At 63.6% G+C, this 13,517-nt stretch carries 13 protein-coding genes; 11 read left to right on the top strand and 2 right to left on the bottom strand.

Features of this window, described 5'->3' with window-relative positions; all coding sequences use genetic code 11:
• The first annotated feature begins 165 nt into the window (after positions 1-165).
• The 3 genes from LOY54_RS19600 (at position 166) to LOY54_RS19590 (ending at position 2,652) form a co-directional block, all read left to right on the top strand.
• Complete coding sequence (locus tag LOY54_RS19600; RefSeq protein ID WP_123567236.1) at positions 166-789, top strand: glutathione S-transferase family protein; 624 nt, start codon at positions 166-168, stop codon at positions 787-789.
• Between the two features lie 154 nt (positions 790-943).
• Positions 944-1,876 carry an ABC transporter ATP-binding protein gene (locus LOY54_RS19595; protein ID WP_045195197.1) on the top strand — a complete coding sequence of 311 codons (933 nt, stop codon included), beginning with the start codon at positions 944-946 and terminating at the stop codon, positions 1,874-1,876.
• On the top strand, positions 1,873-2,652 hold the full coding sequence (locus LOY54_RS19590) for an ABC transporter permease (protein ID WP_045195195.1): 780 nt from the start codon (positions 1,873-1,875) through the stop codon (positions 2,650-2,652). Before LOY54_RS19595 ends, LOY54_RS19590 begins: the two co-directional genes overlap by 4 nt.
• On the opposite strand, the gene LOY54_RS19585 is transcribed toward LOY54_RS19590, so the two are convergent.
• Positions 2,620-3,162, bottom strand: coding sequence for a DUF2062 domain-containing protein (locus LOY54_RS19585; protein WP_045195193.1), 543 nt, complete (start codon positions 3,160-3,162; stop codon positions 2,620-2,622). The genes LOY54_RS19590 and LOY54_RS19585 overlap by 33 nt on opposite strands.
• Before the next feature lie 143 nt (positions 3,163-3,305).
• Between LOY54_RS19585 and LOY54_RS19580 the strand changes: the two genes are divergently transcribed.
• From LOY54_RS19580 to murB, 8 genes are all read left to right on the top strand, one after another.
• On the top strand, positions 3,306-5,528 hold the full coding sequence (locus tag LOY54_RS19580) for a DNA internalization-related competence protein ComEC/Rec2 (RefSeq protein WP_258607640.1): 2,223 nt from the start codon (positions 3,306-3,308) through the stop codon (positions 5,526-5,528).
• A 70-nt stretch (positions 5,529-5,598) separates the two neighbouring features.
• Positions 5,599-6,234, top strand: coding sequence for a MotA/TolQ/ExbB proton channel family protein (locus LOY54_RS19575; protein ID WP_176794233.1), 636 nt, complete (start codon positions 5,599-5,601; stop codon positions 6,232-6,234).
• Positions 6,231-6,662 carry a biopolymer transporter ExbD gene (locus LOY54_RS19570; RefSeq protein WP_045195189.1) on the top strand — a complete coding sequence of 144 codons (432 nt, stop codon included), beginning with the start codon at positions 6,231-6,233 and terminating at the stop codon, positions 6,660-6,662. Before LOY54_RS19575 ends, LOY54_RS19570 begins: the two co-directional genes overlap by 4 nt.
• Positions 6,662-7,672: a tetraacyldisaccharide 4'-kinase gene (lpxK, locus tag LOY54_RS19565; RefSeq protein WP_258607639.1), complete on the top strand. Its 1,011-nt coding sequence runs from the start codon at positions 6,662-6,664 to the stop codon at positions 7,670-7,672. Before LOY54_RS19570 ends, lpxK begins: the two co-directional genes overlap by 1 nt.
• Positions 7,673-7,710: 38 nt before the next feature.
• A complete protein-coding gene (locus LOY54_RS19560) occupies positions 7,711-7,896 on the top strand; it encodes a Trm112 family protein (RefSeq protein ID WP_038994143.1) in 186 nt (61 codons plus the stop codon).
• Entirely contained in the window at positions 7,893-8,657 is a 765-nt protein-coding gene (gene kdsB / locus LOY54_RS19555) for a 3-deoxy-manno-octulosonate cytidylyltransferase (protein WP_045195184.1), read from the top strand. The genes LOY54_RS19560 and kdsB overlap by 4 nt, the downstream gene beginning before the upstream one ends.
• A complete protein-coding gene (locus LOY54_RS19550; protein WP_045195182.1) occupies positions 8,657-9,121 on the top strand; it encodes a low molecular weight protein-tyrosine-phosphatase in 465 nt (154 codons plus the stop codon). The genes kdsB and LOY54_RS19550 overlap by 1 nt, the downstream gene beginning before the upstream one ends.
• Positions 9,118-10,137, top strand: a complete 1,020-nt coding sequence (gene murB, locus LOY54_RS19545) for a UDP-N-acetylmuramate dehydrogenase (protein WP_258607638.1) — start codon at positions 9,118-9,120, stop codon at positions 10,135-10,137. The genes LOY54_RS19550 and murB overlap by 4 nt, the downstream gene beginning before the upstream one ends.
• A 66-nt stretch (positions 10,138-10,203) precedes the next feature.
• On the opposite strand, the gene rne is transcribed toward murB, so the two are convergent.
• On the bottom strand, positions 10,204-13,371 hold the full coding sequence (gene rne, locus LOY54_RS19540; protein ID WP_258607637.1) for a ribonuclease E: 3,168 nt from the start codon (positions 13,369-13,371) through the stop codon (positions 10,204-10,206).
• Positions 13,372-13,517: the final 146 nt, after the last annotated feature.

The raw sequence follows: 13,517 nt of genomic DNA, 5'->3' as shown, positions 1-13,517 counted from the left end.
CATCGGGGCATTTCGCCATCCATCGAAGCTTAGACCGCATCGGCTAAACGGCTTGTCTGAACAGTGACAGGACATGACCTCAGGAGTTCGCCTGCACGCCAAACGATTGCCAGCGCGAGCGCCTGGAGTAGACTGGGCGACCAGCCAAATCATCAGGGAAACGACATGCTCAAGATCTGGGGCAGGAAGAATTCGTCGAATGTCAGGAAAGCACTGTGGTGCGCCGCAGAGCTTGGTCTGGAGTATGAGTCGATCGATGCCGGTGGCGCCTTCGGCCTGGTCAACGAGCCGCAGTACCGGGCGCTGAACCCCAACGGCCTGGTGCCGATGATCGAGGACGACGGCCTGGTGCTGTGGGAGTCCAATGCCATTGTGCGCTACCTGTCGGCGCAGTACGGCTGCGAGTCGGGCTGGTATGAGCAGGACGCACGCAAGCGTGCCGAGGCCGACAAGTGGATGGACTGGGTTACTTCCTCCCTGGCTACGCCGTTCCGGCCGTTGTTCTGGGGCATCCTGCGCACGCCTGCCGATCAGCAGGACTGGGTGGCAATCAATGCCGCACACAAGACCTGCGCGCAGTTGCTGTCGATTGCCGACCAGGCCCTGGCGCACCAGCCGTATTTGTCTGGCGACAAGCTGGGCATGGGCGATATCCCCCTGGGCTGCTTTGCCTACGCCTGGTTCGAGATGCCCATCGAGCGCCCCGAGATGCGCCACCTGCGCGCCTGGTATGAGCGCCTGCAAGAGCGTCCGGCCTATCAGGCGGCGGTGATGACGGCGCTGACCTGATTGACGGTTACCGGGAAAGTGCGGTCAAGCTGATAGTTAATATCGATACACATGACTGTACTTGTCTGGTCTGCACAAGCACCATGCTCCTATTCACTGCGGCTGGCCTCGCCCGGCCGCGTCTAGAACCTTCCACACTGGTACGCGACCCGCTATGAGTTCTGCTCTGTCCATAAGGCAGCTAACCAAAACCTACGGCAACGGTTTCCAGGCCCTCAAGGGCATTGACCTGGATGTCGCCGAAGGTGACTTCTTCGCCTTGCTCGGCCCCAACGGCGCCGGCAAATCCACCACCATCGGCATCCTCTCGACCCTGGTCAACAAGACCAGCGGCAGCGTCAACATCTTTGGCCACGACCTCGATCGCCAGCCCGCCGCGCTCAAGCGCTGCATCGGCGTGGTGCCGCAGGAGTTCAACTTCAACCAGTTTGAAAAGACCTTCGACATTGTCGTCACCCAGGCCGGTTACTACGGTATCCCGGCCAAGGTCGCCAAGGAGCGGGCCGAGCAGTACCTGACCCAGTTGGGCCTGTGGGACAAGCGCGATGTGCCGTCGCGCTCGCTGTCGGGCGGCATGAAACGCCGCCTGATGATCGCCCGCGCGCTGATCCACGAGCCGCGCCTGCTGATCCTCGACGAGCCGACCGCGGGTGTGGATATCGAGCTGCGCCGGTCGATGTGGAGCTTTTTGACCGAGCTCAACCAGAAAGGCATCACCATCATCCTCACCACCCATTACCTGGAAGAGGCTGAGCAGTTGTGCCGTCACATCGGCATCATCGACCACGGCACCATCGTCGAGAACACCAGCATGCGCGCCTTGCTGAGCAAGCTGCATGTCGAGACCTTCCTGCTCGACCTCAAGCAGGACCTGCCCCAGGCGCCAAACCTGGTCGGCTATCCGTGCCGCTTGATCACCCCGCACACCCTGGAAGTGCAAGTTGACAAGGAAGTGGGCATTACTGCGCTGTTCGGCCAGCTGGCGCTGCAGAACATCGAGGTGCAGAGCCTGCGCAACAAGACCAATCGTCTCGAGGAGCTGTTCGTGTCCCTGGTTGAGAAAAACCTGGCAAAGGTGGCGGTATGAGTTCGGAACTGAGCGCCAACCTGGTCGCCCTCAATACCATCGTCTACCGCGAAGTACGCCGTTTTACCCGGATCTGGCCGCAGACCCTGCTGCCCCCGGCGATCACCATGGTTTTGTACTTCGTGATTTTCGGTAACCTGATCGGCCGGCAGATCGGCGACATGGGCGGCTTCACCTATATGGAGTACATCGTCCCGGGGCTGATCATGATGTCGGTGATCACCAACTCCTACGGCAACGTGGTCTCGAGCTTCTTCGGCAGCAAGTTCCAGCGTTCGATCGAGGAACTGATGGTGTCGCCGGTGTCGCCGCATACCATCCTCGTCGGCTACACCCTGGGCGGCGTGTTGCGCGGCTTGGCGGTAGGGGTGATCGTCACCTTGCTGTCGCTGTTCTTCACCGACCTGCAGGTTCATCACCTGGGCGTGACCATTGTCGTGGTGCTGCTGACGGCGACAATCTTCTCGCTGCTGGGCTTCATCAACGCCGTGTTCGCCCGCAACTTCGATGACATCTCGATCATCCCGACCTTCGTGTTGACGCCGCTGACCTACCTGGGCGGGGTGTTCTACTCGATTACCCTGTTGCCGCCGTTCTGGCAGACCGTGTCGATGGCCAACCCGGTATTGCACATGGTCAACTCGTTCCGCTACGGCATTCTCGGCGTGTCGGACATCCGCATCGGCGTCGCCATCAGCTTCATGCTGGTCGCCACGGCAGTGCTGTATATCGGCTGCGCGCGGTTACTGGTCAGTGGGCGAGGAATGCGCACCTGATTGTTTGACCTTGCGCCGGCGCCACTGCCTGCCGACCCACCAGCGCCAGTAGAGCATGGTCAGGCAGTAGGCGAGGGCGCCGAGCAGCACGCCACACACCACTGAGCCGAGCAGGAACGGCTGCCACAGGGTCGACAGCTGGTCGGTGATCCACTCGAAGGTCAGTTCTTCAGGCAGGGTGCGTGGTGGGATCTGCATCAACCAGGCGCCCATCTGGTAGGTGCAGAAGAACACCGGCGGCATGGTGATCGGGTTGGTCAGCCACACCAGGCTGACCGCGATCGGCATGTTGCCGCGGACCATGATCGCCAGGCTTGCGGCCAGCAGCATTTGCATCGGAATCGGAATGAAAGCGGCGAACAGGCCGACAGCCATGGCGCGCGCAACCGAATGCCGGTTGAGGTGCCAGAGGTTGGGGTCGTGCAACAGCCGGCCGAGAAAGCGTAAGGATTTGTGTTCCCTGATGCTGGTCGGATCGGGCATGTAGCGTTTGAAGAGACGACGCGGCATGTGGGGTCTCGGCAATCTGAAGGGTGCCAGTATGCACGGATTCTAAAAGTGCCTTATTCAGACTTTGTGACAATTATTTAGCGAGCGGTTGCCGTCACTGATCTAAGCCTCAGGGGGTGGTTTACTTCTGGAGCTTCACGCTTATGCGCACAGGGATGTTGGCGCTTGCACTCGGGCTGCTCAGCCTCGGGTTCCTGCCGGCTTTGCCGCCCGTCTGGATACTTGTCCTGCTGACAGTTGCCGGGCTTTGCTGCCTGCCTACGCGGCTGTGGCCCGCCGGGCTGTTTCTGCTGGGCTTGAGCTGGGCGTGCGTCTCGGCGCAATGGGCGTTGGATGAGCGTCTGGCGGCGCAGTTCGATGGCCGTACCCTGTGGATAGAGGGCCGGGTTGCTGGCTTGCCGGAGCAGGGTGCGCGCTCGGTGAGGTTCGAGTTGAGCGATGCCGAGTCGCGCCGGGGGCAATTGCCAAGGCGCATGCAGCTCAGCTGGTTCGGCGGCCCGGCGGTCAACAGCGGTGAGTACTGGCGTTTGGCAGTCAGCCTCAAGCGCCCCGCAGGTTTGCTCAATCCTCACGGCCCGGACCAGGAGGCCAGTTTGTTGGCCCGGCGCATCGGCGCCACCGGCAGCGTCAAAGCCGGCGAGCGGCTGCTGCCGGCAACGGCGGCCTGGCGGGATGATCTGCGCCAGCGCTTGCTCAGCGTTGATGCCCAGGGCCGGGAGGCGGCGCTGGTGGCCTTGATACTCGGCGATGGCGGCGCTTTGGCGCGCCAGGACTGGCAAGCGCTGCAGGCCACCGGCACGGTGCACTTGCTGGTGATTTCCGGCCAGCATATTGGCCTGTTGGCCGGGCTGGTATACGCCTTGATTGCCGGGCTGGCGCGCCTGGGCTGGTGGCCGCAACGGCTACCCTGGCTGCCTTGGGCCTGTGCGCTGGCCTTTGCCGCAGCACTGGCCTATGGCTTGCTGGCCGGGTTTCAGGTGCCGGTGCAGCGCGCCTGCATGATGCTGGCCATGGTGCTGCTCTGGCGCCTGCGCTTTCGTCACCTGGGTGTCGGGCTGCCGTTGTTGCTGGCGCTCGATGCAGTGCTGCTGTGGGAACCATTGGCCAGCTTGCAGCCGGGCTTCTGGCTGTCGTTCATGGCCGTGGCCATTCTGATCTTCACCTTCAGCGGCCGCCTTGGCGCCTGGAACCCCTGGCTGGCCTGGAGTCGCGCCCAGTGGTTGATCGCCATCGGCTTGCTGCCGGTGCTGCTGGCGCAAGGTTTGCCGGTGAGCCTGACGGCGCCGCTGATCAACCTGCTGGCAGTGCCGTGGATCAGCCTTGCGGTATTGCCAATCGCGTTGCTAGGCACTGTGTTGCTGCCGGTGCCGCTTCTGGGGGAAGGCTTGCTGTGGCTTGCCGGCGGCCTGCTCGACGGTTTGTTTCGCTTGCTGGCGCATGTGGCGGTTTGGCAACCGGCCTGGATGCCAGAACCATTGCCGTTCTGGGCCTGGTTGCTGGTATGCCTGGGGGCATTGCTGGTGTTGTTGCCGCGTGGCATACCGATGCGGGTGCTGGGCTGGCCATTGTTGCTGTTGGCGGTGTTTGCGCCCCGAGAGCGCGTGCCGCAGGGGCAGGTAGAGGTCTGGCAGCTGGATGTCGGCCAGGGGCTGGCCTTTGTGCTGCGCACCCGGCACCACGCCATGTTGTATGACGCCGGCCCGGCCATGGGCGATTTCGATCTGGGCGAGCGGGTAGTGCTTCCCAGCTTGCGCAAGCTGGGGGTAAGCAAGCTCGACCTGATGTTGCTCAGCCACGCCGACGCCGATCACGCCGGGGGCGCCCGCGCCGTGCAGCGCGGGTTGCCGGTGCTGCGGGTGCAGGCTGGTGAGGCTGCGGCCTTGCCTGAAGTGCTGCAAGCGCAGCCGTGCAGCAGCGGCGAACGCTGGCAGTGGGACGGGGTGAGTTTTTCACTGTGGCAGTGGCAGGATGCTGGCGACAGCAACCAGGATTCCTGTGTGCTGCTGGTCGAGGCAAATGGCGAAAAACTGCTGCTCACCGGCGATCTCGATGCCCGCGGCGAACGGGCCTGGGCGCGGGGCTGGCAGGCGACCACGGTCGACTGGCTGCAATCGCCCCATCACGGCAGTCGCAGCTCCTCCAGCGAGGCCTTGTTAAAGGCTACTACCCCGCGCGGCGTGCTGATTTCGCGCGGGCGCTACAACGCTTTCGGGCATCCGCACCCGGAAGTCATGGCGCGCTATCGGACGCACGGTATTCAGGCCTATGACAATGTCGACCACGGTGCCTTGCGCCTGCGCCTGGGTGTGTTCGGCGAGCCTGAGGGGTTGCGTGCCCAGCGGCGTTTCTGGCGTGAACCAAGATGACGACCTTCGGCAGATGAGCCCCCTGGGGTCCTATGGTAAAGTGGCGGACTTTTTCGAGGGGATGCTTACTGTGTGGGAATTGGTCAAGTCCGGTGGCTGGATGATGCTGCCGATCATTCTGAGTTCCATCGCTGCCATGGCGATCGTCGCCGAGCGTCTCTGGACCTTGCGCGCCAGCCGGGTCACGCCACCGCACCTGCTGGGCCAGGTGTGGATGTGGATCAAGGACAAACAGCTCACCAGTGACAAGCTCAAGGCCCTGCGCGCCGATTCGCCGCTGGGCGAGATCCTTGCCGCAGGCCTGGCCAACTCGCGCCATGGCCGCGAAATCATGAAGGAATGCATCGAAGAGGCCGCAGCGCGTGTCATTCACGAGCTGGAGCGCTACATCAACGCCCTGGGCACCATCGCCGCCATGGCGCCGCTGCTGGGCTTGCTCGGCACCGTGCTGGGCATGATCGACATCTTCAGCGCCTTCATGGGTACCGGCATGACCACCAATGCCGCAGTGCTCGCCGGCGGTATCTCCAAGGCACTGATCACCACCGCGGCCGGCCTGATGGTCGGTATTCCGTCGGTGTTCTTCCACCGTTTCCTGCAGCGTCGTATCGACGAGCTGGTGGTCGGTATGGAGCAGGAAGCGATCAAGCTGGTCGAAGTGGTGCAGGGCGACCGTGATGTCGACCTGGCCGAGGGCAAGGCGTGAAATTCCGGCGCAAGCCACGGGAGACCGTGGACATCAACCTGGCCTCGCTGATCGACGTGGTGTTCATCCTGCTGCTGTTTTTCGTGGTCACCACCACCTTCACTCGCGAAACCCAGTTGCGTGTCGAGCTGCCGGAGTCGGTCAGCGGCGCGCCGGCACCGGATTCGGAGCTCAAGCAACTGGACATCACCATCAGCGCCGACGGCGTCTATTCGGTGAACAACCACCTGTTGCCCAAGAGCGACCTGGCGACCCTCATTGAAGCCCTGCAGCAGGAATCCGCAGGGGACACCAAACTGCCGTTGTCGATCAGCGCCGACGGCAAGACCCCGCACCAGGCGGTGGTGACTGCCATGGATGCGGCCGGCAAGCTCGGTTTCAGCCAGTTGCGCATGACCACGGTCGAGGCGGCTCAGGGGACGCCCTGATGGCCTTTGCCGATCGTCTGCTCGATGCCTGGTACGCCGGGCATCCGGCCCTGGCGCTGCTGCGTCCGCTCGAAGCCCTCTATCGTCGCGTGGTGCTGAGCAAGCGCGCGCGCTTTCTCAGTGGCGAGAGCCCCAGCTACCGCGCGCCGGTGCCGGTCATCGTGGTGGGCAACATCACCGTCGGCGGCACCGGCAAGACACCGATGATCCTCTGGTTGATCGAGCATTGCCGCCAGCAGGGCCTGCGTGTCGGCGTGGTCAGCCGTGGCTATGGCGCCAGGCCGCCACAGTTGCCGTGGCGCGTGCGTGCCGAGCAAAGCGCGGCTGAGGCGGGTGATGAACCTTTGCTGATCGTCCAGCGCAGCGGCGTGCCGCTGATGATCGACCCGGACCGTTCGCGTGCGGTTCAGGCATTGCTGGCCAGCGAGCCGCTGGACCTGATCCTGTGTGACGACGGCATGCAACATTACCGCCTGGCCCGCGACCTGGAGCTGGTACTGATCGATGCCGCCCGTGGCCTGGGTAACCGCCGCTGCCTGCCGGCCGGCCCCCTGCGCGAGCCGGTGGAACGCCTGCAGGACGTCGACGCGGTGCTTTACAACGGCGCCACGACCGACCGCGAAGACGGTTTTGCCTTTGCCCTGCAACCTACTGCACTGGTCAACCTGCGCAGTAGCGAGCGCCGTGGCCTCGACTTCTTTGAGCCAGGCCAGGCCGTGCACGCGGTGGCCGGCATTGGCAACCCGCAACGTTTCTTCAATACCTTGCAGGGGCTAAACTGGCGACCTGTGCCACACCCTTTTGCCGATCATGCCCAATACAGCGCCCAGGCCCTGAGCTTCAGCCCTGCGCTGCCCCTGGTCATGACCGAGAAGGACGCGGTCAAATGCCGCGCCTTCGCTGCCGACGACTGGTGGTACCTTGCGGTCGATGCTGTGCCTTCGCCGGCCTTCAAGGCCTGGTTCGACACACAGCTTGCACGCTTGCTGCCCGGGTCGCGGCCCTCCTGATTCGTTTCTTTTTCCGGCCACTGGCCTGAGGAATTTCCATGGACACCAAACTGCTCGATATCCTTGCCTGCCCGATCTGCAAGGGCCCGCTCAAGCTCAGCGCCGACAAGACCGAGCTGATCAGCAAGGGCGCGGGTCTGGCCTATCCTATCCGCGACGGTATCCCGGTGATGCTCGAAAGCGAAGCCCGTACCCTGACCGATGACGAGCGTCTGGACAAATGAGCCTGGCCTTTACCGTTGTGATTCCGGCGCGGCTGCGCTCCACGCGCTTGCCCGGCAAGCCGTTGCTGCCGATTGCCGGCAAGCCGATGATCCAGCACGTCTGGGAACAGGCTCGCAAAAGCAGCGCCAACCGTGTGGTAATCGCCACCGACGACGCGGATATCTTCAAGGCCTGCGAGGCCTTTGGCGCTGAAGTGCTGATGACCCGCGAAGACCATGACTCCGGTACCGACCGTTTGGCTGAAGTCGCCGCCAAGCTGGGCCTGGCTGCCGATGCCATCGTGGTCAACGTGCAGGGTGACGAGCCGCTGATTCCGCCGGTGATCATCGATCAGGTGGCGGCCAACCTGGCGGCCCATCCCGAGGCCGGCATCGCCACCCTGGCCGAGCCGATCAGTGACGTCGAAGCGCTGTTCAATCCCAATGCGGTCAAGGTGGTCAGCGATTGCAATGGCCTGGCCCTGACATTCAGCCGCGCACCGTTGCCCTGGGCGCGGGATGCCTTTGCCCAGAACCGTGAGCAGATGCCGCAAGGCGTGCCGTACCGTCGCCACATCGGCATGTACGCCTATCGCGCCGGCTTCTTGCAGGACTTCGTCGCCTGGGGCCCGTGCTGGCTGGAGAAGACCGAATCGCTGGAGCAGTTGCGGGCGCTCTGGCATGGCGTGCGTATTCACGTTGCCGATGCCATCGATGCGCCGCCCGTGGGCGTCGATACCCCTGAAGACCTGGAGCGCGTACGGCGCTTGCTGGAGGCCTGATGCGGGTTTTGTTCGTGTGCCTGGGCAATATCTGCCGCTCGCCTACCGCCGAAGGCGTGCTGCGTCAGCAATTGCGCGCCGAAGGCCTGGCCGAACTGGTCGAAGTGGCGTCGGCTGGCACTGGCGACTGGCATGTCGGCAAGCAGCCTGATGCGCGCACCTGCCGCACCGCGCGCATTCGTGGCTATGACTTGTCGCAGCAGCGTGCGCAGCAAATCAAGGCCGCGCACTTCAATGACTACGACCTGATCCTGGCTATGGACAAGAGCAATCTTGGCCATCTGCAGGGCATGCGCCCGGCCACGGCCAAAGCCGAGCTGGACCTGTTCCTACGCCGCTATGACGGCGCGCTGGATGAGGTGCCGGATCCTTACTACGGCGCCGAGGAGGATTTCGAACAGGTCCTCGACCTGATCGAAATCGCCTGCAGCCGTTTGGTCACCGAACTCAAGGGTCGTCTATGAGCGGGCAGTGGCAGCAACAAGTTTCGCTCAAGCCGTTTAACACCTTCGGTATCGACGTTAAGGCCCAGTTTTTCACTGAAGCCCACAACGACGAAGAGGCTCGTCAGGCCTTGGCCCAGGCGGCTGAGCAGGGATTACCGGTGCTGGTGGTGGGAGGCGGTAGCAACTTGTTGCTGACTGCCGATATCCAGGCGCTGGTGCTGCGCATGGCCAGCCGTGGCCTGCGCATCTTGTCTGACGATGGTGAGCGGGTGGTGGTCGAGGCCGAAGCTGGCGAACCCTGGCACCCGTTTGTGCAATGGAGTCTGGCCCAAGGCCTGGCCGGGCTTGAGAACCTCAGCCTGATTCCGGGCACGGTCGGCGCCGCGCCGATGCAGAACATTGGCGCCTATGGCGTCGAGATCAAGGACGTGTTCGCCGGGCTTACCGCACTGGATCGCCAGACGGGCAAGCTGCGCGACTTCAGCCTGCAAGAGTGCGCCTTCGCCTACCGCGACAGCCTGTTCAAGCGCAACCCGGGGCGCTGGTTGATCCTGCGGGTGCGCTTTGCCTTGAGCCGGCTCATGCATGCCCACCTGGACTACGGTCCGGTGCGCCAGCGCCTGAACGAGCAAGGCATCAGCCAGCCGACTGCGCAAAATGTCAGTGATGCGATTTGCAGCATCCGCCGGGAAAAACTGCCTGACCCGGTCGAGCTGGGCAATGCCGGAAGTTTCTTCAAGAACCCGGTGGTGGCAGCTGTGCTAGCCGACAAGATCCGTTTGCAGTATCCGGGGCTGGTGGCTTATCCACAGGCTGATGGCCAGTTCAAGCTGGCTGCCGGCTGGCTGATCGAACAGGCGGGCTGGAAGGGCCATCGCGAAGGCGATGCCGGGGTGCACCGATTGCAGTCGCTGGTGCTGGTCAACTATGGCCAGGCCACCGGTGTGCAGTTGCATCAGTTGGCGCAGAAGATCCAGGCCGATATCCTCGAGCGTTTCGGGGTTGAGCTGGAGATGGAGCCAAACCTTTATTAACCGCTCCCAACGGCAATAAAAAAGCCCCGCCAGTCACCTGGCGGGGCTTTTTTTCAGCCTGGAAGATCAGACGAGCGGTTTGTGCTCTTCTTTCTCTTCAACCACTTCTTCAGCCGGTGCAGCAGGCGCCTCTTCAGCGACTACAGCAGCGCTGGCTTCGGCGGCGGCCACTGCAGCAGCGGCTGCGGCAGCTTCGGCTTCACGCTTGCGACGGCGTACTTCACGTGGGTCGTTCGGTGCGCGACCGTTGCTGGTCAGAGCACTGGCAGGAGCTTCAACCGCTGGCTCTTCAACCGCTGCAGGCTCGGCAACTACTGGCGCAGGCGCTTCGACCACTTCAGCAACGACTACCGGCTCGGCCACTACAGGTGCCTGGACTTCAGGCGCTGGCTCGACCGCAGCAACCGGCTCGACCACTTCAGCCGGGGCAGCAACAGGGGTTTCGATAACCGGCGCGATGCTGGTTTCTACGACTTCTGCTGCTTCGACCGGGGCAGTGAAGGGCTGTTCGACAACCGGCGCGGCAGCGACTTCAGCGACCTGGGCAGTTTCTACCACTTCGGTTGCTTCAGTTGCTTGAACCACTTCGGCGACTTCAGCCGCTTCAACTACTGGCTGAGTTGCTTCGACGACGGTTTCGCTGGCCGCGACTTCAACAACCGCCTGCTCTTCGACAGTAGCGGTGGCGCGTTCAGCCTGCTGGTTGGCTTGGGCTTCGGCAGCGGCGCTGATGTTGCTGGTGGCAACAGCGGCGGTCACGGCCAGGCCTGCGGCCAGTTCAGCACCCAGTTCGCTGGCTTGAGGCTGCTCGTCGCTGCCGTCTTCCGAACCTTCTACCAGGTTACCGTTGGCATCGCGTTGACGCTCACGACGGTTGCTGCGACGACGCTGGCCACGGGAGCGGCGGCGAGGGCGTTCGCCTTCGGTACCTTCCTGGTTGTCATCCTGCAGCAGCTCTTCGTTCGGCAGTTGCTCTTCAGCAGCGTCGGCAGCCTGTTCGGCTGGGCGCGGCTGGCGTTCTTCACGCGGTGGGCGCGGAGCGCGCTCTTCGCGTGGGGCACGCTCTTCACGCGGTGCACGTTCTTCGCGCGGTGCGCGCTCTTCACGTGGGGCGCGTTCTTCGCGTGGAGCACGTTCTTCACGAGGCTGGCGCTCTTCACGTGGGGCGCGCTCAGGGCGTTCTTCACGGACCGCCGGGGTAGCGGCGTCCAGCGGCTCGCGCAGTTCGCGGACCGGACGCTCTTCACGGGAGCGGCGCTCTTCACGTGGGGCGCGAGCTTGACGCTCTTCGCGCGGCTGACGTGGTGCACGTTCTTCGCGGGCCGGTGCTTCTTCGCGGGCTTCGCGAGGCTGACGCTCTTCACGCGGGGCGCGCTCGGCACGCTCTTCACGCGGCTTGCGGTCTTCGTCGCGACGGCCGTTGCGGTTGCGGCTCTGCTGGCGACCGTTGCGGCGCTCTTCGTTGCGCTGCGGGCGTTCGGTGGCGGGCTTCTCGGCAACCACAGGGGCGGCGGCAGGCTCGTCCTTGCCGGCGAACAGGCTGACCAGCGACTTCACCAGGCCTTTGAACAGGCTTGGCTCAGGAGCGTGGACTGGAGCAGCCACTGGCGCGGCAGCTTCGGCAGGTACTGGAGCGTTGGCGCGGGCCGGAGCGGTCTTGACCGCAGCTTCCTGGCGCACCAGGGTGCGGGTAGCGGCAGTCGGCTGGACTTCTTCGGTCTCGGCGGCGGCGATTTCGTAGCTGGACTGGCTGCTCAGGGCTTCCGGGCTGTCGTCGCGCAGGCGCTGGACTTCGAAATGCGGGGTTTCCAGGTGGTCGTTCGGCAGGATGACGATACGCGCCCGGGTGCGCAGCTCGATCTTGGTGATCGAATTGCGTTTCTCGTTGAGCAGGAAGGCGGCAACCGGAATCGGCACTTGCGCGCGGACTTCGGCGGTGCGGTCTTTCAGGGCTTCTTCTTCGATCAGGCGCAGGATGGCCAGCGACAGCGATTCGACGTCACGGATGATGCCGGTGCCGCTGCAGCGTGGGCAGACGATGCCGCTGCTTTCGCCCAGCGAAGGACGCAGGCGCTGACGGGACATTTCCAGCAGGCCGAAGCGCGAGATGCGCCCAACCTGTACGCGGGCACGGTCGGCTTCCAGGCATTCGCGGACTTTTTCTTCCACGGCGCGCTGGTTCTTGGCCGGGGTCATGTCGATGAAGTCGATCACGATCAGGCCGCCGATATCACGCAGGCGCAGCTGGCGGGCGATTTCCTCAGCCGCTTCCAGGTTGGTCTGCAGGGCGGTTTCCTCGATGTCGCTGCCTTTGGTGGCGCGCGCCGAGTTGATGTCGATGGAGACCAGGGCTTCGGTCGGGTCGATAACGATCGAGCCGCCGGACGGCAGGTCGACGACGCGCTGGAAAGCGGTCTCGATCTGGCTTTCGATCTGGAAGCGGTTAAACAGCGGCACGCTGTCTTCATACAGCTTGATCTTGCTGGCGTACTGCGGCATGACCTGGCGGATGAAGGTCAGGGCTTCTTCCTGGGCGTCGATGCTGTCGATCAGTACTTCGCCGATGTCCTGACGCAGGTAGTCACGGATGGCGCGGATGATGACGTTGCTTTCCTGGTAGATCAGGAATGGCGCGGCGCGGTCCTGGGAAGCTTCCTTGATCGCGGTCCACAGCTGCAGCAGGTAGTCGAGGTCCCACTGCATTTCTTCGCTGCTGCGGCCAAGGCCGGCAGTGCGCACGATCAGGCCCATGTCGGCAGGGGCGACCAGGCCGTTGAGGGCTTCGCGCAGTTCGTTGCGCTCTTCGCCTTCGATACGACGGGAGATGCCGCCGGCACGCGGGTTGTTCGGCATCAGCACCAGGTAGCGACCGGCCAGGCTGATGAAGGTGGTCAGGGCGGCGCCCTTGTTGCCGCGCTCTTCTTTCTCGACCTGGACGATGACTTCCTGGCCTTCGCTGAGCACTTCCTTGATGTTCACCCGGCCTTCGGGCGACTTCTTGAAGTATTCGCGGGAGATTTCCTTCAGCGGCAGGAAGCCGTGACGCTCGGAGCCGAAGTCGACGAAAGCGGCTTCCAGGCTAGGTTCGATCCGGGTGATCCGGCCTTTGTAGATGTTGGCCTTCTTCTGCTCACGCGCGCCGGACTCGATGTCCAGGTCGTAGAGACGTTGGCCGTCCACCAGAGCTACACGCAACTCTTCGGGTTGAGTCGCGTTAATCAGCATTCTTTTCATGTAATACCGTCGGTTTCCGGGCTGCCGGAAACGGCGTTCGGCACACACGACTTCTCACGGTCGGTGTCAGGTGCGCAAGGGGTGGCGGGCCACCCCCGTGTCCAGCAACTTTCGAGTCCGACTGGTCACCCAGTACTGCCGAAGTC

It is taken from the genome of Pseudomonas sp. B21-032 (assembly GCF_024748965.1).
GTDB lineage: Bacteria > Pseudomonadota > Gammaproteobacteria > Pseudomonadales > Pseudomonadaceae > Aquipseudomonas.
Note: the sequence above shows the minus strand (reverse complement) of the source record. Positions and strands in the feature narration are given on the sequence as shown.